The sequence below is a fragment of the Gammaproteobacteria bacterium genome, assembly GCA_015709635.1.
In the GTDB taxonomy this organism is placed as follows: domain Bacteria; phylum Pseudomonadota; class Gammaproteobacteria; order Burkholderiales; family Nitrosomonadaceae; genus Nitrosomonas.
The window spans coordinates 675,504-694,231 of the sequence record CP054180.1 but is presented as its reverse complement, the minus strand read 5'-3'; the positions used below and the strand labels follow the sequence as shown (position 1 = coordinate 694,231).

At 44.8% G+C, this 18,728-nt stretch carries 18 protein-coding genes and 2 pseudogenes; 4 read left to right on the top strand and 16 right to left on the bottom strand.

Translation table 11 applies throughout. From position 1 onward, the window contains the following. Positions 1-27: 27 nt before the first annotated feature. A complete protein-coding gene (locus tag HRU78_03185) occupies positions 28-1,008 on the bottom strand; it encodes a sulfite exporter TauE/SafE family protein (GenBank protein ID QOJ22776.1) in 981 nt (326 codons plus the stop codon). Positions 1,009-1,327: 319 nt separating this feature from the next. Here HRU78_03185 and HRU78_03180 point away from each other — a divergent pair, with 319 nt between their 5' ends. The 3 genes and pseudogenes from HRU78_03180 (at position 1,328) to HRU78_03170 (ending at position 3,329) form a co-directional block, all read left to right on the top strand. After that, a complete protein-coding gene (locus HRU78_03180; protein ID QOJ22775.1) occupies positions 1,328-1,537 on the top strand; it encodes a hypothetical protein in 210 nt (69 codons plus the stop codon). Between the two features lie 25 nt (positions 1,538-1,562). After that, positions 1,563-2,297 (top strand): annotated as a pseudogene (locus HRU78_03175) (hypothetical protein). After that, positions 2,256-3,329, top strand: a complete 1,074-nt coding sequence (locus HRU78_03170; protein ID QOJ24892.1) for a hypothetical protein — start codon at positions 2,256-2,258, stop codon at positions 3,327-3,329. The pseudogene HRU78_03175 and the gene HRU78_03170 overlap by 42 nt, the downstream one beginning before the upstream one ends. A 66-nt stretch (positions 3,330-3,395) precedes the next feature. Here HRU78_03170 and HRU78_03165 read toward each other — a convergent pair whose 3' ends face one another. The 7 genes and pseudogenes from HRU78_03165 to HRU78_03135 form a co-directional block, all read right to left on the bottom strand. Next, positions 3,396-3,683, bottom strand: coding sequence for a DUF4389 domain-containing protein (locus HRU78_03165; protein ID QOJ22774.1), 288 nt, complete (start codon positions 3,681-3,683; stop codon positions 3,396-3,398). A 145-nt stretch (positions 3,684-3,828) separates the two neighbouring features. Then, positions 3,829-4,326: a C40 family peptidase gene (locus HRU78_03160; GenBank protein QOJ22773.1), complete on the bottom strand. Its 498-nt coding sequence runs from the start codon at positions 4,324-4,326 to the stop codon at positions 3,829-3,831. A gap of 53 nt (positions 4,327-4,379) precedes the next feature. Then, positions 4,380-5,459, bottom strand: coding sequence for a chemotaxis response regulator protein-glutamate methylesterase (locus HRU78_03155; GenBank protein QOJ22772.1), 1,080 nt, complete (start codon positions 5,457-5,459; stop codon positions 4,380-4,382). A 34-nt stretch (positions 5,460-5,493) separates the two neighbouring features. Beyond that, the gene (gene cheD, locus HRU78_03150) at positions 5,494-6,105 is read right to left on the bottom strand and encodes a chemoreceptor glutamine deamidase CheD (protein QOJ24891.1); all 612 of its coding nucleotides are present in this window, start codon (positions 6,103-6,105) and stop codon (positions 5,494-5,496) included. Continuing rightward, positions 6,089-6,973: a chemotaxis protein CheR gene (locus HRU78_03145; GenBank protein ID QOJ22771.1), complete on the bottom strand. Its 885-nt coding sequence runs from the start codon at positions 6,971-6,973 to the stop codon at positions 6,089-6,091. Before HRU78_03145 ends, cheD begins: the two co-directional genes overlap by 17 nt. A gap of 167 nt (positions 6,974-7,140) precedes the next feature. Further along, positions 7,141-7,653 (bottom strand): chemotaxis protein CheW, encoded by a 513-nt coding sequence (locus HRU78_03140; GenBank protein QOJ22770.1) that lies wholly within the window; start codon positions 7,651-7,653, stop codon positions 7,141-7,143. A gap of 62 nt (positions 7,654-7,715) precedes the next feature. Then, positions 7,716-8,888: pseudogene (locus HRU78_03135) on the bottom strand (chemotaxis protein CheW). A 250-nt stretch (positions 8,889-9,138) separates the two neighbouring features. Here HRU78_03135 and HRU78_03130 point away from each other — a divergent pair. Then, positions 9,139-9,896 (top strand): IS5 family transposase gene (locus HRU78_03130; GenBank protein QOJ24890.1). Its coding sequence is split into 2 segments (ribosomal slippage): positions 9,139-9,454 and positions 9,454-9,896, totalling 759 coding nucleotides; the frame shifts between segments, so codons are not numbered across the junction. Positions 9,897-9,898: 2 nt separating this feature from the next. Here HRU78_03130 and HRU78_03125 read toward each other — a convergent pair. From HRU78_03125 to HRU78_03090, 8 genes are all read right to left on the bottom strand, one after another. Continuing rightward, a complete protein-coding gene (locus HRU78_03125; GenBank protein ID QOJ22769.1) occupies positions 9,899-10,729 on the bottom strand; it encodes an Hpt domain-containing protein in 831 nt (276 codons plus the stop codon). Positions 10,730-10,868: 139 nt separating this feature from the next. Continuing rightward, positions 10,869-11,234, bottom strand: coding sequence for a response regulator (locus tag HRU78_03120; protein QOJ22768.1), 366 nt, complete (start codon positions 11,232-11,234; stop codon positions 10,869-10,871). Between the two features lie 63 nt (positions 11,235-11,297). Beyond that, positions 11,298-11,912 (bottom strand): hypothetical protein, encoded by a 615-nt coding sequence (locus HRU78_03115; protein ID QOJ22767.1) that lies wholly within the window; start codon positions 11,910-11,912, stop codon positions 11,298-11,300. A 243-nt stretch (positions 11,913-12,155) separates the two neighbouring features. Then, positions 12,156-13,394, bottom strand: a complete 1,239-nt coding sequence (locus HRU78_03110; protein QOJ22766.1) for an HDOD domain-containing protein — start codon at positions 13,392-13,394, stop codon at positions 12,156-12,158. Positions 13,395-13,557: 163 nt separating this feature from the next. Beyond that, positions 13,558-14,352: a GGDEF domain-containing protein gene (locus tag HRU78_03105; protein ID QOJ22765.1), complete on the bottom strand. Its 795-nt coding sequence runs from the start codon at positions 14,350-14,352 to the stop codon at positions 13,558-13,560. Positions 14,353-14,568: 216 nt separating this feature from the next. Beyond that, complete coding sequence (locus tag HRU78_03100) at positions 14,569-16,260, bottom strand: diguanylate cyclase (protein ID QOJ22764.1); 1,692 nt, start codon at positions 16,258-16,260, stop codon at positions 14,569-14,571. A gap of 131 nt (positions 16,261-16,391) precedes the next feature. Then, positions 16,392-17,024, bottom strand: a complete 633-nt coding sequence (locus tag HRU78_03095) for a response regulator transcription factor (GenBank protein ID QOJ22763.1) — start codon at positions 17,022-17,024, stop codon at positions 16,392-16,394. Between the two features lie 15 nt (positions 17,025-17,039). Continuing rightward, positions 17,040-18,611, bottom strand: a complete 1,572-nt coding sequence (locus HRU78_03090) for a response regulator (GenBank protein ID QOJ22762.1) — start codon at positions 18,609-18,611, stop codon at positions 17,040-17,042. Positions 18,612-18,728 lie beyond the last annotated feature (117 nt).

Here is an 18,728-nt window from a genome sequence, read left to right as displayed (position 1 = left end):
ATCTCAGATTACCGGAAGATATTGTATTTACAGCGCGATAAGCGCCTTGTACAGATTGAACAAGCTGATGGTAATAATAAGCACGCCCACCATGACCAACAATGTACGTGCATGAAATTTTTTGCACAGGTAGGCGGCAAAAGGCGCCGCAAACAAACCGCCGAAAACCAAACCGATGATCAGCGGCCAGTTGTCGGTTTCCATCAGCAGCGCAAACGTCGCCGCGCTGGCCAATGTCAGAAAAAATTCCGCGAAATTCACCGAACCGATCGTGGTGCGCGGATCGGTACCTGTTCCAACCAGCGTTGTCGTCACAATCGGCCCCCAGCCGCCGCCACCCGCTGCATCCATGAATCCGCCGAAACATGCCAGCTTGCCGACATGCTCGGGTGCTTCCTTGCGAATACTCAATTGCCGGAAAGCCTTGCTGAGAATATAAGCGCCCAGCAGAACCAAGTAAGCCGATATGAACGGTTTGAACATGGCGCTATTGACATGTGTAACCAATAACGCTCCCAGAATGCCGCCTAGAACGCCGGGTACCAGCAAACGGGTAAACAATTGTTTATTGACGTTACCGAATTTGGCATGCGCCACCCCCGATACGCCGGTGGTAAAAATCTCCGCAATATGCACGCTGGCGCTGGCAGCGGCCGGACTCGCGCCAGATGCCAATAAAAAAGTCGTGGCAGTGACGCCGTAAGCCATGCCTAAAGCGCCATCGACCACTTGTGCAAGAAAACCGACGGCAACGGCACTCCAAAAAATCCGGCTATCGAGCGTATCGTTGATGATCTGCCAGCTGGCACCCCAGTCTTGCGCGAGAAAAAAGCGCGCGATAAGAAATGCGATCAGCAAAACCAATACAATGACGGCGAACCATACGGCAGCCCGTAAAAAAGGATGCGCCTCCAGATGGGAAACAGTATCTTCAACGGGGGGCAATCCTAATTGCTGATGTTCTTCATTGACCGGATTACGTGTCAGATCAAGGTTGCGGATTTTCATGAACAGTTCGATGACGCAAAAAAATGTGCCGAACTATAACCGCATTCGAACATAAATAGAAATACTATTTAGGAATATACTTATATCCGGAAATTCTGGATCTGCGGTTGTAAGGTTGTAAATAATCCTTCAGTTTCAATAACTGACAACTATCGAGAACCACTGCTATGAAAAAAGAATCACTGGGTTTAATTACCGCGAAATTCCAAGCGTTCCGGAGAATGAGCGCATCACGCTGAATCCGCTGATTGGAAATTGCTATCAAATAAATGTCCGGTATAGTTACAAAGATGAACCCGATATTCCTGCAGCGCTTAAATTGTGCGAGCATCCGGGACTGGAATTCGAGCCGCTTAAAACATCGTACTTTCTCAGCCGCGAGATTATCGTGTCCAGTCCCGGCGAGGGCATGGCGCAGTGGCGCGAGCGAATTTTCGCCGCGATGGCCAGAAATGCCGGTACTGCAGCCGAGTACTTCAATTTGCCGGCCAATCGCGTGCTCGAATTGGGCACACGGATCGGAATCTGATTAACCCACCCGTTCAGGAGAAAATATGGCGACGGATATTGCCTACACACCCGATACCATTATCACCAAAGCCATGTTCAACTTTGACGCATTCGGCTTAGCCGATTACAAACTCAGCGGTACCATCCGCGTCTCGGTTTCCGACGATTTTAGCCGCGACGATTACTCGAATCCCAGTTATTCGCACTTCAATCCGATTCTTTATACCGCGGGAGCAAACGAGGTCGCTTGGACTTCGCAGATGAAAAGCAATATCCAGGACATCCTGCAAACGTATTCACAATTCGTGAACATCACGTTTCAATGGGTGGGAGACTATGACACGCTCTCAAGCAGCGCCGACACCACACCCAATCCTGAAGACGTCGGCAGAGCCGGCGTTTCCGATATCAATATCAACTGGATTTATCGCTCCGACGTCAATTTTGCCGGAATCTCGGGCGGCAGTTCCGATGATTTTCTGTTTAACTACACCGGCGCGGCCAACGATATTTTTCTCAATGCTTATGCACCAAAATTCGACGATGATCTCTCACTTAACCTGAACACACGCGCCCGGCAAACCTTGATGCACGAATTGGGACACTCGCTCGGTCTTTCCCATCCGCATAGCGCGTATAACATCGATACCGGCATACCCACCATCACCGATGATTACGCCGCCACCAAGGATCTGGGGTTTTCCCAACTGGGTTTTCGCACCAATACCGCAACCGACATGTACAAGGAGTATTTTACGATCATGTCGTACGATGATCAGAACTCCTTATTACCCGGATCAAATGTCGTATATCAGGCTTATACGCCGATGATTCTGGACGTGATCGCACTGCAACAAGCCTACGGCGAAGGAAGCGGCACAAGCGGATCGGGCAATGACACCCTTACACCGGGAATCGCAGGTTATCGCACCTATTTTGATACCGGCGGAATCGATACCGTCGATTTATCGGAGTACACCAGCGGCGCTTACTTCAATATGGGTGTTACCATCACAGGCGCCGCCCATCTGGTTGGGGTGTCAATGAGCACTTCCGATGCGCAGAATATGATTGCATTAGGCAAAGACCCTGCCAATCTGCGCTGGTTCTATGGAGAATACGAGAATGCCACCGGTTCGGCAGCGGCCGACCAAATCACCGGTAATTCACTCGACAATGTGATTGAGGGCAAAGACGGTAACGACACACTCTCCGGCGGCAGCGGCAACGACAGTTTAAACGGTGGCGGTGGAGATGATATTCTCAATGGGCAAGACGGTATCGATACCGCAGTTTATGTTGGCGGCCGCAGCGCTTTTACAATCACCCGCAACACCGATCACAGCTTTACGATCAACGACAATACGCATACTGAAGGAACTGACACACTCAATGGCATTGAGCGGATCAGCTTCAGCGACGACCATCTCGCATTGGATATCGGCGGCAACGCCGGTATCGTCGCTAAAACACTGGGCGCGGTATTCGGCAAGGACGCGCTAGCAAACAAAGAATACGCGGGTATCGGATTGAAACTGCTGGATGGTGGCATGAGCTATAGTGATCTCATGGAGCTGGCCATAAATACCAAGCTCGGTGCCGATGCCAGCGATACGGAAATCGTTAACTTGTTGTATACCAATGTCATCGGCGCTGCGCCAATAGCGAGTGATCTGAATTACTATGTCGGCTTATTACAAAACGGTTCCTACAACGAGACCAGCCTTGGCATACTGGCGGCGGATTCAACGGCCAATGCCGACCACATCAATCTGATCGGATTAGCCTCTACGGGACTGGAATTTGTTTAAATCAGCAAAGGAAAAACTAGATAGAGACGTGGACAGTGAGTTAATCGTTTTTGCTGATATCTTTAATCACCGCGGTACGTTGCCGCTTGGCCATGTACTGAACGGAAATGGATGTTGCTCGCTGTTAAAAGTCATGAAGCTAATGGTCTGATGGATATAAATGCTTAAACTCTGACTAAATCCAAGCAAAAATTCGTTTGTTTTTCCGGTTACTATCAATGTGGCAAATTGAAAAAACATGATACCGATAGTCAGCGAATTAGAAAAACCGTAGACAAACATGAAAAAAAGCATAAAAAGGCCACGTTGCCAGATTTCCTTTGTTTGCAGTCTCTGTTTAATTTCTTCGTTCATTCCATTTCCCCTCGATCAAATACAGTCATATTTCTCACTGGCTGATACGCAAAAAAATCACAATGTGGCGATACTACCACTCGCCAACACGGTCATGAAAAAGTACTACACACTGGGTTTATTTGCGGATATGCAAGTCTAGCGCTTAAATACGAACAGCTTTCCAATAATTGGATTGCCAGTAAACATGATCAAGCCGGGATATTGTGACACCTTTTTTCTCCGAAGCATGCAGAAACTTATTCTTTTCCAGATAAATTCCGACATGCTTTGAAGCTGAACCGGTTTTGAAGAAAATCAGGTCGCCTGCCCTTAAATCATTTTTCCCAATTTCCCTTCCAGCCATGGATTGCATAATGGTTGTTCTCGGCAGATGCATGCCGAGCTTCGATTTGAATGTCAAATGCACGAAACCGGAACAATCAATACCGCGCTGGCTGAGTCCACCGCGCTGATATCGCACACCCTGCCATTCATTATATTGAGAATAAAGCGCTTTTCTAATGTGACTGTGGTCTGCGGATTTATTGGCGTTAGGATGTGGATCTTGTTTAAATGAAGATTTTTCTTGAAGCGATCCACAACTCACTAGCAAGAAGCTGATGCCAATCAATATAATAAATCGAGAAATATTCCTGTTCATTGACAATGTACTTTTTTATCCCGAAGTAAAAAGTAAACATTAATTAATACAGACTATACGCGATTACCATGTGATCCCATACTTGAGATTTTAGCCAAGACGCTTCTTGCCATATCTTTTAAAGAAACAACTTCGTTCACTCCACCAGCAGCAATCGCTTCTTTAGGCATTCCGAAAACAACACAGCTGGCCTCATCTTGAGCAAAATTATAAGAGCCTGCTTTATGCATCTCCAACATTCCAGCAGCACCATCTTTTCCCATACCGGTTAGGATCACGCCAATCGCATTCTTACCCGCACAATTTGCAGCTGAACGGAATAGTACATCAACCGATGGGCGATGTCGACTTACCAATTCCCCTTGATTTAGTTCGGTCATATAGTTTGCACCGCTGCGTTTCAGCAGTAAATGCGAATGCCCGGGTGCAATAAATGCATGCCCTGGAAGCACCCGTTCACCGCCTTGGGCTTCGACCACCGATATCTTACAAAGACTGTTTAAGCGATTGGCAAATGATTTTGTGAATCCTTCCGGCATATGCTGAGTAACTAAAATTCCTGGCGAATCAGGTGGCATGCGGATTAAAAATTCTTTGATAGCTTCAGTACCGCCCGTGGAAGCACCAACTATGATCAACTTTTCTGTTGAAGCGATGCGGTTTGAAATCGATGGCAACACTGCATCGGCTGTCGCACTTTTAGTTACCTGCAGGGGTGCCGCTCGTTTGAGTCTCGCTGACTTCGCAATGCGAATTTTATTGGCAATTTCACTACCGTATTCCTTTAATCCAACTGCGATGTCAATTTTCGGCTTAGACACAAAATCCACTGCACCCAATTCAAGTGCGCGAAACGTTACATCCGAGCCCCTTTCCGTTAAAGTTGAAACCATGACTACCGGCATGGGCCTCAAGCGCATGAGTTTCTCCAAGAAATCAAGCCCGTCCATTTTGGGCATCTCGACATCCAATGTCAGCACATCAGGATTCAATTCCCGAATCATTTCACGTGCCGCCAATGGGTCAGCCGCTGCTCCAATAACTTCCATATCTGGCTGACTGTTAATAATCTCGCTTAATAGCTTACGAATTAGCGCCGAATCATCAACAACGATAACTGTTATTTTTTTCATGATAAAAGCTCAATGTAATCCACGTAGCGGCATTTTAAGAAAATAACTCTACCGCTCCGCCACTATCAACTTTATGCAGACGCTGTCTATAATCTTTTTCACGCTCGGAAATGGTCGTATTATGCGTATTGCGCAATTTCTTCACCATCACCTTGCTGTTCTTGGGGAAAAAATAGACTTTGCGCGGAAATATATCAACCAGATCTTGGGCTACAACTCTTATTTTTTCGGTTTGTAAAAATTTCAATACAAAATCCGCATTCCGCTGACCGACGTTTGCCACGGTTAATCCATCCAAAACATTACCGCCACCGAAAACTTTGGCTTCGAGATTACATCGGCGGGCGCCTAGTTTTAACAACTGATTAATCAGTATCTCCATGGCATAAGTGCCGTAACGTGCCGAGGCATTCAACGGACTGCCAGCATCACCTCCGCCATCAGGCAACATAAAATGATTCATGCCGCCAATACCGCTATAACAATCTCGAATGCAAGCTGCAACACATGAGCCGAGCACCGTTACCAGAAGCAAATCCTTGTCGGTCACATAATACTCACCAGGCAATAATTTAACGGCTTGACTGTTAAAGTTCTTGTCAAAATACAGATTGGTTGCAACCTGATCATCAATGATCTCGGTCATATGATCCCCTCGGTTTATTAGCAAGCTCATAAACGGTTTTCTCACGCAATTTAAACAAATCGACTGCGTGTTGAAAACTTTCGGAATGGCCGGCAAACAACAATCCATCCGGGGCCAGCAATGGCACAAATTTCTTCAGAATTTTATATTGAGTCTGTTTATCAAAATAGATCATGACATTACGACAGAATATCGCATCAAAAGGACCACGAATTGGCCAGCTCTCATCAAGTAGATTCAATTGCCTGAATGTGATCATATTCCGTAACTCAGGTCGCACTCTCGCTGATCCTGCATGAGCCCCTTTTCCTTTAAGAAAAAACTGCTTAAGTTTTTCTTTGGGTATTTTCTCTAGTTTATCCAGTGAATAAATTCCTAGCTGTGCTTTTGCAAGTACGTTGGTATCCAAGTCTGTAGCCAGAATATGAACTGGCGGCGTGAATGTCTTAAATGCCTGTACCATCGCCATCGCCATTGAATACGGTTCTTCACCAGTAGATGATGCGCTACACCAAAGCTGAATTTTGTTATGATTCTTGCGTTTCTCAACATGTTGCTCAAGAATTGGAAAATGATGTTGTTCGCGAAAAAAGGCTGTCAGATTCGTTGTCAGTGCATTTGTGAAAGCTTCCCACTCTTCAGGATTTCCACGTTCCAGAAAATTCAGGTATTCATGGAAGCTTGTTATGCCGTTAGCCCGCAAACGCCGAGCAAGCCTACTGTACACCATATTTTGCTTACTCTTTGAAAGAGAGATACCCGCATGCGAATATATCAGCTTCCTAATACGTTCAAAGTCAGCTTGAGTAAAAGCATATTCACGTGTTCTATTATCGGTATTTTCTTCACCACCCAAGATCAGTTCCATAATATACCCATTTGAATTCCAAGAGACATTGCACTTCCATCTTCTCTTACGGTATTAAATTCCGGAATTTCATTGATAAAATGATGATCCAGAAACTACGAGCCTCAATTGATTACTAACATGAAGCGGATAATTAAGAAGATTTTCTAACTAGAAATAGTAATTTATTAGTTTAGAGTGCGCTCAATCAGTCCCATATCACTGCTACCCATCAATTTCTCTATATCGATCAATATCAGCATACGCTCATCAACAGTACCCAGTCCTAGGATATATTCGGTATCAATTACCGAACCAAGACCGGGAGCAGGCCGCATTTGTTCCGTAGTAAGCGTAATTACATCAGATACGCCGTCCACCACAATTCCCATAACTCGCCCAGCCACATTCAAAATAATCACCACGGTAAATTGGTTGTAATCTACATTATCGAATTTAAATTTGATTCTCATATCGATAATAGGAACGATAATTCCGCGCAAATTAACAACTCCCTTGATAAACTCAGGCGCATTGGCTATTTGTGTAATGGCGTCATAGCCACGAATCTCCTGCACTTTAAGAATTTCTATGCCATACTCCTCGTTTGCTAAACGAAAAGTCAGAAACTCATTCGCCATATGACTAGTCTGTGGACTGATTGAACTCGAGGTTGCAATCACTGTTTGCTCTTGAGACATGGTACGCACTCCTGATTAAATAAATTATCTATATTAGAGAAAGAGTTCGCTGTTCGATCTATCTATACCATTTCTTGTTGGCATGCCAATACGAGCGCAGTAGTATCCAGAATAAGCGCAACTTTACCGTCACCCATAATTGTTGCACCTGAAACCCCTTGTACTCTCCGATAATTACTTTCCAAGCTCTTGATGACCACTTGATGCTGCCCGATTAAGTCATCCACAAACAACGCCGCCTTGTGACCTTCGGCTTCAAGAATAACCAGAATCCCTTCGTGCACTGCAGTCACATTGGGATGTAAGTTGAAAACCTCATGCAATGCGATCACAGGCAGGTACTCGCCGCGCACCTGTACCACTCGTCCATGACCGCTGACCGTTTTAATATCAGCAGCTGTCGGCTGCATAGATTCGATAATGTAATTGAGCGGCACAATAAACATCTGATCTCCAACCGCCACCGACAGTCCGTCAAGAATAGCCAGTGTTAATGGCAATCGAATCGATATGCGCGTACCGACACCAAGTGCCGACTCGATATCAATACGCCCACCCATACTTTGAATATTACGTTTGACAACATCCATACCGACACCACGCCCAGACACATCCGTGACTGTCTCAGCGGTGGAAAAGCCGGCTTCGAATATCAGTAACCAAACTTCTTGATCGGACATTCCATCATTGACCGGCAAACCTCGTTCTTTGGCTTTAGCAAGAATTTTTCCGCGATTTAACCCTGCACCGTCGTCACTCACCTCAATGACAATGCTGCCTCCTTGATGAAAAGCGCGTAATGTAATCGTCCCCTGCGCTGATTTACCTGCAGCAATACGCTTCTCGGCTACTTCTATACCATGATCAAGGCTATTTCTGACCAAGTGAGTCAACGGATCGGCAATTTTTTCGATTAAACCTTTGTCAAGCTCAGTATTCTCACCAACAGTCTTCAATTCAACTCGTTTATTCAGTTTCGCTGCCAAGTCACGTACAACTCGCGGATATCGGCTAAACACAAAGCTAATCGGCATCATCCGGATCGACATTACTGATTCCTGTAGATCTCGCGTATTTCTTTCCAGTTGGCTCATTCCGCTCAGCAGTTTCTCGAAAATTACCGGATCAAGCTGTGAAGCGGTCTGAGCCAGCATTGCCTGAGTAATCACTAACTCACCGACAAGATTAATCATTTGATCAACTTTCTCAATACTGACACGGATTGATGAAGTTTCATTAGTGGAGGTGAGAGCTGCAGCATTAGCCTTGCTGGCAGGCTTATTCACTGTATTATTGTGTGCTTCATTTTTACTGCCATGAGCATTCTGTTGTGGCGCTGGACTCAGATGCGATTCTGAATCATCGAGATCCTTTGGTGCAGCAGGTGCTCCAGGAAAAAAACCGTAACCCGGCGCTGGCGGTAATTCAGCCATCGAGAACTCGTCTTCATTAGGGCCTGTTAACACTATTTGATATAATATGGTGATGGAAATCACCGAAACTCAATATCAACAGATCGAACACTGCATGCCGCGCCAGCGTGGCAATGTCAGTCATTCCAATCTACAAATTCTCAATGCTATTCTGTATGTTACCGAGCATGGTTGCAAGTGGCGCGGACTACCCAAGCGTTTCGGTAATTGGCATACCATCTACACTCGAATGAATCGATGGGCGAAAAGCGGCGTGCTTCAAAAAGTTTTTGAGCAGCTGCAGCATCAACAAATCATTCGCATCAAGATTGAAGCCGTTTCGATGGATAGCACCAGCATCAAAGTGCACCCTGATGGTACTGGTGCATTAAAAAAAACGGCCCGCAATCCATCGGCAAATCCCGAGGTGGCTGGACCACTAAAATTCATCTGGTTGCCGCAGATACCAGAACAGCCATAACTTTTTCCTTATCTCCGGGGCATACACATGACGCACCGGAAGGACGACAACTCCTGTTAGCACTCGGCCCCGTCTCTTCTCCTACTCATCTGCTGATGGATCGCGCTTATGAGGGTGATCAAACCAGACAGCTTGCATTGGAGCTCGGTTATATCCCGGTTGTCCCACCCAAAACTAATCGGCTGGAGCTCTGGGAATATGACCGCGCCATGTACAAAAAACGCAATGAGATCGAAAGATTATTCCGCAGACTCAAGGGATTCCGTCGAATATTCTCCAGATTCGACAAACTGGATGTCATTTTTCTCTCATTCATCCATTTCGCTCTCATCGTCGAAGCACTTAGGTAGTGTTAACAGGCCCTAGTAAAAATACCTGAGACACTACCGGCATCACTTGAGAAATTTTCATCAGCCCCGGCAGTTTCTGTAATACTATTTGTTTCTGCTTCGATTTTCAGGTTTGCTGGATCAACAACAAAAGCCAATGTTTCCCAGACATCCTCCTCGCTGCTTGCGGTTGCAAGTCTTAACTTAAAGTGATCCTTCTGATCTTCAGGCGTTAGGTTCTCGAGATCACCCAGACGCTTTAAATTAGCGAATAAGTTTTCTACTGCTGCATCACCCATACCCGTTCCGGAGAATTCAATGCAATAAGTTAGCTTCGAGGAATCATCCTTAGATTGAGGCGCATCGACGGCAACTTCAGGAGCCTTAACAATATCGACTTCTACCGTTGCTGTATCCAGCTTAGCATTAGCATCGACTATCGTTTCGACAACTAACGGATTCTGGGTTTCATCGCTCAGTCTCTTTAACTCTTCACACACCTCTGCTGCAATTGCAGGATCAGCCTCGCCTTCTCCTCGATGACCGGCAAGTTGTGCTTTGATGACGTCACCTGCCCTCAAAAAAGCATCTACCATCTCGCTGCGAACAGCGAGTTCCCCTTTGCGCAATCTATCCAGCAATGTCTCCAACATATGCGTCATCTCCGTCATATCTGTAAAACCAAAAGTGCCGGCCCCACCCTTGATTGAATGTGCCGCACGGAATATAGCGTTTAAATCTTCCAAATCCGGTGAATTTACATCGAGCCTCAGCAAACATGCTTCCATATCCGCCAGCAATTCCGAGGATTCTTCAAAAAATATTTCATAAAACTGTTCGAGATCTGTACTCATAGGTAACCTTGTTTTACGTTAAGTTTTTAGGTGAGCACCCTAATGAAATGAGCAAAAACAAATAATGGCAATCACTACTCACGCTGAGAAATAAAATAAATCATTCATGGCTGATTAAGTTGACCGGTCGCATCGATCTCTAACCGATAACCTTACCGATCACTTCCAGCAATCTCTTAGGATCAAACGGCTTCACTAGCCAACCGGTTGCACCTGCCGCTCTGCCTTTTGCCTTGATCTCATCACCGGATTCGGTGGTTAGAATCAGAATAGGAATATTTTTGTAGTGTGCTAGCTTGCGCAACAGCTCAAGTAACTTCAACCCGTCCATACGTGGCATATTGATATCAGTCAACACCAAATTAACCTGATGATAATTAGCTTTATCCAATGCATCCTGACCATCTACTGCCTGAATGACTTCATACCCGGCTCCTTTTAGCGTGAAAGCAACCATTTGCCGGATGGAAGCGGAATCATCCACCGCAAGTATCGTCTTAGCCATTTACTTCACTCCTCTCGCCAATATTATTAATTTGTTTGAAAAATACGTACACCGATCAATATGCTAAAAAAGCTCAATATCACCCATTTGCATACCCTGCTGCACAACTGGCTTCCTTTTACTTTTAGTTTTCGCCATCTCCACTGCCTTTGAAATTCCTTCCTGGATCGCATCAAGTGCATTTTTTTCCGTATTTTCTTTCCAACTCCCTTTCCGATCGATGCGCTGCAGTTCGATATTCAAAGCTTCCACTTGACCAGAAGTATGCGCGAGCAGTTGTGTCACTAGATCACCAAACTGTAATGAAGTAATTGCCATTTCCAGTTCTTGCTCTATTTTGTCGGCAATAACCATCTGTTTTTCCAGTAACTCAAGTATAGGTTTACTCCCTTCCGGAGCCGCCATTCTTTCAATTGCCAAAACCATATCGTGGTGAGACTTGGTCAGCTTACTGATGTATCTGAAATTGATAACCAAATTATTTACCGCATCACTCACGAGCCGATCAACTTGGCTTAGTTCTCCTTTAATACTCATGAAGTATTCATCAGCTTCAGCAGTGCACAATACGTCATCGTGCTCCATCACTGTGGATTGATGTGAAGCGTAGCTACCATTTTCATCGCCAGCTGCTTGCATCTCAGCCATAACCTTCTCCTTGTCGCTTGTCTTGATCAAAGCTCTTGGAACTTACCGCCCGATCTAGCAAAACTACAACTTATAATGCTCTAATCACTCATATTTTCTGCGGATAAAAGCCTTAGAAGCTGATCTTGCTGAACACTGATCAGAGACTCTCGTTCATTCACAAAATCATTTACACTCAAATGGTTAACGGATTTTCGAGAAACAACTTTAGCTCGTTAAAATAAAAAATACACCATGAACTAGAGTGAAATTAGCAACCAAGATTTTTCTAAGTTAATTAGCTGCTTCACCGATCCGGTTCGCCCACGCAATAGCTTGTATCTCAATATCCGCTAATTCATTTAAGCTCAGAAATCCTAATTCGGTCAGCAGTGATTGAATCGCGGCGACCTCACCCTTTTCGTTGGCTTCAGCTAATTTTAATTCCTGCCCTAAACGTCCTTCCCGGACCAATAAAGCTTGGCTCATATCATCCGGAATCCCGAGCTTGTCCACGATCTGTTGCATTTCAATACCGAGCAAAACATCCAGCAGCGATAAAATTCCTACCATGAATGCTCTTTCTTGGTGGTTTTTGTCATGCGGGCGTTCCGCCGTTGCAATTAACTCCATCAATTTTCCACGCGTTGCCGCTGTTTGCATCAATGCGTTCGACATACTATCGTCGGATTGATTGGCGGTATAAAGCAGCAGCTGTATCCATCTCTGCAATTGCTTGCGCCCTAAGATCATGATGGCATGCTTGATGGAATTGATTTTTTGCGGTAGACCGCTGGCGACGGAATTCACCATGCGCATCAGGTTGTAGCTCAAACCGGGTTGATGTTTAAATTCCCGTTCCAGCTCTTCGATATCGCTGTCCCCCATGACCAATGTCAATAGTTTCAACAACGAAAGTTTTCCCGGATCGGCGCGTTTTACTGACAGCACTTCGGGTTTTGCGAAATAGTATCCTTGGAACATTTGGAAGCCCAGTTGCATGCATCGCTTCTCTTGTTCCCGGTTTTCCACTTTTAGTGCCAGCAACAATACCGGCCATCGGTTCAATTCGGTTACTAACTTAGCAAGCGCATTTTGTTCAAGTACGAGTACATCTACTTTCACAACACTGACAACCGGAAGCAATTGCTCTACTTTGCTATTCATTTCAACAATATTATCCAGCGCAAACTGATAACCCTTTTGCTTTAACTCGTTACAGCGCTGCATGAATTCTGCTGTTACGGTCGCCGTTTCTTTTATTTCCAATACGACATGCTTACTAGGCAATAAATTGATAATGTCACTCATCACCAATTCGGGGTTTGCATTGATAAAGCCACGCTGCTTACCGAGCACATTCTGGATTCCCAGTTGACAATAGGCATTGATAATGACGTTTGCTGATGCGGACAAATCGTTTTTTATACTGACCGATTCTTCAGTTTCTTCTTGTCTAAACAGTAACTCAAATGCCACAAGGTTTTGATTACGATCTAGGATTGGCTGGCGCCCAAGAAAAAAACCTTCCATTTATTCCCTCGCGTTAATTCATCTTTTAATACAAAAGTTTCAATTCATCGGCTTCATCGCGTGTTTCTTAAGTACTTTTTTGTTACTCATAAACACAATTAATCAGAGTTCCAGCCTGATTACATCAGAGTGCTGACATATAAAAAGTCTCTGCTTAAATCAGCTAGATCAGGGCAGGAATTGCTCGATTCTTTCCTGTACGTTTTGCTTGATACAGTGCTTTATCCGCTCGACTCAGCACTGAATTTTGATGTTCTCCAAATGACCTCAGCGCAACGCCCGCGCTAAAGGTTATCGGCAATGTTTTGCTATCGGATTGGATCGAGAAACTTTTTGTCAGATTGTTTTGTATCCGCTGAATAATCGTCAGTGCATCTTGCATCTCAACATCGGGTAACAAGATCACAAATTCCTCGCCGCCAAAACGTGCAACGATGTCGGATGGCCGTAACGTTTCTTTGGCAACGGTCACCAAATTGATCAGCACACTATCACCGTATTGATGACCAAAGTTGTCATTGATCTGTTTAAAGTTATCCAGATCAACCAAAATCACGCCCAATGACTGCGCATTGCGGTCGGCACGTGCGGCCTCGCGTTTGAAAATATCCTCTAAACCACGGCGATTGAAGGCGCCGGTCATTTGATCCGTTTGTACCAATCCGCGCAGTTGCTCCAATTCGCTCTTCAAAGATTCGATCTTTTGCTCTGCACGTTTCACTTGTTCTTGCGCAGCAAAGACTTCGTCGCTAAATCGCAGCCCGCGAGTTTCTGACAGCACGATGTCAAGAATCCCGATAATTTCATCGGCGTTACTCGTATTACGAATCTGCTCAGCATAGCGTTCTACTTGCTTGTAATAGTCCTCAGAATCAATCATGGGTTTCTGCTCACTTTTAATAGCATTTGTCGATTTAACCAATCTCAGCATTCTTTTTTGTTTAATAGCTTCTGGCATGGCTATCCTCCTCAGTTGACATCATTTAAGCCACAGGCTATACCAGTTCGGGAGATAATTCGTTGGATTGCGAAGGAGAACCCATTCCGGTGTAGACTGCTATGTCAATAACAGTAACAGAGCAGTCTGCGAATGGATTGAATGAATAAAAAGGGAAATCGGCGCTATTTACCGAAAAAAAGAATATATCTATTAACTAACAGAAAGTTAGAGAAATTACTCAGAAATAAAGATCTGATTCTTACCGCCTTTTTTTGCACGATACATTGCTTCATCGGCGCGCTTGTAAATACTTTCCTGAGACTCTCCTGTTCGCAGCTGTGCAACACCAGCACTAAAAGTAATCAGCAAGCGTTTATTCTCATGCAAAAAAAACTTCTTGGTCAGATTCCGCCGTATCCTGGATAGAATCTGAACGGCTTCTTCAAGACTTGTATTCGGCAGTAGAATCACAAATTCTTCACCACCATAGCGTGACACGACATCCTCGGGACGTGTTGTGTCTTTAACCGATTCAACCAAATACACTAACGCATCATCACCTACTTTGTGGCCATGCGTATCATTTAACTGTTTGAAATTATCAATATCCAGCAGAGCAAAACATAGTGGCGTCTTATGGCGTACTGAACGGGAAGTTTCGCGGTCAAAAGCGTTATCTAAACCACGCCGGTTCAGTATACCGGTCAGATGATCCTCATGGACCTTTTCACCCATTTCCTGCAACTCGGTTTCAAGTTGATTGATTTTATCCTGCGCCATGCTGACTTCAGCGCGTGCCGCGAGAAAATCATTGCGGTAATTTAATGCGCTTTTTTGCATCTGCTTGGTTTCATCCATGAGTTGCGCCAGCAGCTGATTCAACTCTTTTATATCATCCGTTTTACTGATTTTTTCGGAATATTGCTCCAGCTTTACTTGATACTCGCCGGTCGTATCGCTCAGCTCCTCAATATTGGTGATCAATGAAGTCACCATCAGCTTCAGTGTCAGCTTGGCTTCGCTCAAGTTACGCCGGATTATTTCCTGTCTTTGCGAGATTTCTTCCAGATAGTGTTCCGCTTCTTCAATAACCTGTAAATCCAGCGGTCTGGATATTGTTTCACGCAATTTACCGATCTGGGCACCGATCCATTGATCCTCAGCCAGTAGCTCACCGGTGTTATTCATCAGCATATTGAGTAGCTTAAGCAAGCCCTGTTGCAATTTGCGGCCATTCTCACCATAGGCATCAAATTTGCGGCAAAATTGACCAAAATCAGCCGTGAATTGCTCCATTTCCGATTTTTCCTGAATCTTCCGCACCTGCTGTGCCAGCATTCTCGCTTCATCAGCTAAAGCGATATCATCCACCTGCCGGACGACAACATGCTCCAGCATTTGTGCCAGCACCCCCAGCAGTTGATCCGTAAAATGACCGGCAGAAGAAGTTTGCTGCAAAGCTACTCGTTTTGATTGAGTATGTTTATCCGAGTCCTGCGATATGGCATCTTCTGTCTGAAGATCCGTAGTTAATTCTTGGGCCGCAACTGCTGATGCTCCCCATGAATCAATCAGCGCTTTCAGCTTATTATGCAGTTGCTTTGAATCCTTCGAGAACTTGACCAGAACCCGATTCACTCCTTCTTTCTTTTTCGCGGTCGTTAACGCGCCTTGTTTGTTCTCGAGCTGTTTCAACAACGTTTCTATCGTTTCTCCCCAATCCGGCACAGATTCAATTGTGGCATTCTCCAGTGACGCATCCTGATTTGCGGGCACAACGGAATTTGCAGTATTTTCAGAGTTTCCTGAAATCTGGTTATACAATTTATGATAATTGTCGGGTGTCGGAGGAATTCTAAGCGATGCGAGCTGCCGCAATGTTTCGCGTGCAATGATAGTCGGGTTGGAGTCTTTTAATTGCTTCATAGCATTGGCCAAAATTAATTACAGTATCCAGCAGTTCAAAGAGTTAAAAAGTATCGGCCAAGCGGCATAAATCTTAATCCTAATCCGATAAAAAACTGAAAAAATTAACTGACGTAATAACAACCAGAAAATCAGTCGACCAATTTATTCTTTATCGCATAACGAATAAGTTCCGAATTGTTGGTCAGCTTGAGTTTCTCCAGTAACCGTGCCCGATAAACGCTGACTGTTTTGGGACTCAGAAACATCTCGGTTGATATCTCCGACAACGTTTTACCGGCAGCAATGAAACACAGAGTTTGATATTCCCGGTCGGATAATGTGGAGTGCAGCGGCTTATCGACATCCGAATTAATGATATTGGCAAGTTCTTGCGCAACGACCGGGCTGACATACTTATCGCCAGCCGCCACTTGGCGGATAGCCACTACCAATTGCGCCGGCGCGCTTTGTTTATTGAGGTAACCGGACGCACCCGCCTTCAATGCACGAATGGCAAATTCATGCTCGTTATGCATACTGAGCATGAGCACTGCCAGACTTGGTTTATCTTTTTTAATCTGCTTTAAAATTTCAATACCATTTCTATCCGGTAGTGAAATATCCAGCAACATGACATCGAAGTCTTGCTGCCGTGCAATTTTGATTGCCTGAAATCCGGTCTCCGCTTCACCGGTTACTTTTATATCATCAGTTTCACTCAGTATTTGTTTCAAACCCTGACGCACAATCGCATGGTCATCAGCAATCATCACACTTATCATGAAAACCTCCGGCTTCTAAAGCCGCGAAACCTTCTTTTTCTTTTTTATCGCTGCCTGAGGCTGCACAGAACCTTTAAGCTTACCTTCCAATTCAACCACATGAGGTTGATAATCCAAGTTACCGGTGGGTATCAGTATCGTCACTTTTGTTCCTTTACCGGGATCTCCAGCAATATGGAAGTTTCCTTTCAACTGCTGGCAGCGTTCGCGCATTCCCCGTATCCCAAAAGAGTCCTGCTTTTCCATATCAATATTAGTAATACCACACCCATTATCCACCACTTCAAGAAAAATCAACCCTTCCAATTCGACAAGCTTGACCTGAATCCGGGAAGCGCTGGCGTGCTTGGAAATATTGGTCAGGGTCTCCTGGAAAACGCGAAAGATCGCTATCGCCAAATCGGAATCTAGCGATATTTCATCATCCGCGCATGCAACTTTACAGGCAATGCCGGTACGGTCACTAAATTCTTTGGCCTGCCATTGTACCGCCGCCACAATACCGCAATCCAGAATTCCCGGCCGCAAATCAAGTGAAATCCGCCGTGTACTATCGATTACTCGATCCACAAGCGACTCGATCGACCTCGCTTTCTGTTGATAAAACTCCGGTTTTCTTATTGTTGTATCCATGCAAGGATACAACTCACATTTGATTGCAGTTAACGTTCCGCCGATATCATCGTGAATTTCGCGCGCAATTCGAGCCCGCTCCTGCTCTTTTACTCTCTGCAAATAAGACGATAACTCCGCAAGCTGCTCACGGGAACGCACAATCTCTCTTTCGGTCAGCTTATTACGTGTAATGTTAATCATAATCCCATCCCAAAGAGTAACGCCATTCGCCATTCTCCTTGGTGTTGCACGCAGGCTGATCCATTTGATATCGCTGTCACCTTTTACCTGAATACAACCTTCCCAGTTCCAGGTTGAAAGTTGCTCAGCGGATGTCATCATCAACTGATGATAAGATTTTTTGTCTTCCGGCAAGATTAATGCAGGAAACAGCTCAGGCTTTTCCATAAGTATCTGGGGAGATAATCCCAGTAGCGTTTCACTGGCATCGCTCACATACGGAAAGCTCGTTTGGTTATTACTAGATAATGAAAATTGAAAAACCACACCCGGAAGATTTGACGTAATCGCTTGAAAAAGCGCCTCACTCTTTTGCAATGCAGTTTGTGTTGTAATGAAACGCTGGAAGTTCTCAACTTCATGTAAGCTGCGCCTGATTATTGGAACCAATCGGGCAAGATTCGATTTCATCATGAAATCATAGGCACCTAACGCCATAATATGTTCTGCCGCTTCTTCGCCTATCCGGCTGGATATGATTATCAGTGGTATATCCAGCTCTTCACTTTCCATGATTTGCAAAGCTTCCTGCGCACTTAACTGAGGCAAATCATAGTCGGATAAAATGACATCCCAATCCCGAATTTTCAGCGCATCACGCAAAGTGGCTACCGTACTGACACGCAGGTAATCCGCCTTAAAACCTGCCTGCGAAAGTATTTGCAATACCTGATCAACATTCTTCTCAGAATGCTCAATCATCAAGATTTTTAATTCCTTTTCAGTATTCATTTCAACGCATCGCCGGTTGAAGTCGATATAACAGATGGTTTCTCTTAACCTCACAAATTAACTTTATGAATATATTCCATATTTCACAAGATAATTTTACGCGAAAAAATTATTTTT

Excerpts from the sequence above, each read along its gene's own strand:
- HRU78_03100 (QOJ22764.1), bottom strand. The coding sequence starts at position 16,260 with ATGAAGCAATTAAAAGACTCCAACCCGACTATCATTGCACGCGAAACA.
- HRU78_03140 (QOJ22770.1), bottom strand. The coding sequence starts at position 7,653 with ATGTCTCAAGAGCAAACAGTGATTGCAACCTCGAGTTCAATCAGTCCA.
- HRU78_03120 (QOJ22768.1), bottom strand. The coding sequence starts at position 11,234 with ATGGCTAAGACGATACTTGCGGTGGATGATTCCGCTTCCATCCGGCAA.
- HRU78_03125 (QOJ22769.1), bottom strand. The coding sequence starts at position 10,729 with ATGAGTACAGATCTCGAACAGTTTTATGAAATATTTTTTGAAGAATCC.
- cheD (QOJ24891.1), bottom strand. The coding sequence starts at position 6,105 with ATGACCGAGATCATTGATGATCAGGTTGCAACCAATCTGTATTTTGAC.
- HRU78_03155 (QOJ22772.1), bottom strand. The coding sequence starts at position 5,459 with ATGAAAAAAATAACAGTTATCGTTGTTGATGATTCGGCGCTAATTCGT.
- HRU78_03105 (QOJ22765.1), bottom strand. The coding sequence starts at position 14,352 with ATGCCAGAAGCTATTAAACAAAAAAGAATGCTGAGATTGGTTAAATCG.
- HRU78_03170 (QOJ24892.1), top strand. The coding sequence starts at position 2,256 with ATGTACAAGGAGTATTTTACGATCATGTCGTACGATGATCAGAACTCC.
- HRU78_03145 (QOJ22771.1), bottom strand. The coding sequence starts at position 6,973 with ATGGAACTGATCTTGGGTGGTGAAGAAAATACCGATAATAGAACACGT.
- HRU78_03095 (QOJ22763.1), bottom strand. The coding sequence starts at position 17,024 with ATGATAAGTGTGATGATTGCTGATGACCATGCGATTGTGCGTCAGGGT.
- HRU78_03185 (QOJ22776.1), bottom strand. The coding sequence starts at position 1,008 with ATGAAAATCCGCAACCTTGATCTGACACGTAATCCGGTCAATGAAGAA.
- HRU78_03165 (QOJ22774.1), bottom strand. The coding sequence starts at position 3,683 with ATGAACGAAGAAATTAAACAGAGACTGCAAACAAAGGAAATCTGGCAA.
- HRU78_03160 (QOJ22773.1), bottom strand. The coding sequence starts at position 4,326 with ATGAACAGGAATATTTCTCGATTTATTATATTGATTGGCATCAGCTTC.
- HRU78_03090 (QOJ22762.1), bottom strand. The coding sequence starts at position 18,611 with ATGAATACTGAAAAGGAATTAAAAATCTTGATGATTGAGCATTCTGAG.
- HRU78_03110 (QOJ22766.1), bottom strand. The coding sequence starts at position 13,394 with ATGGAAGGTTTTTTTCTTGGGCGCCAGCCAATCCTAGATCGTAATCAA.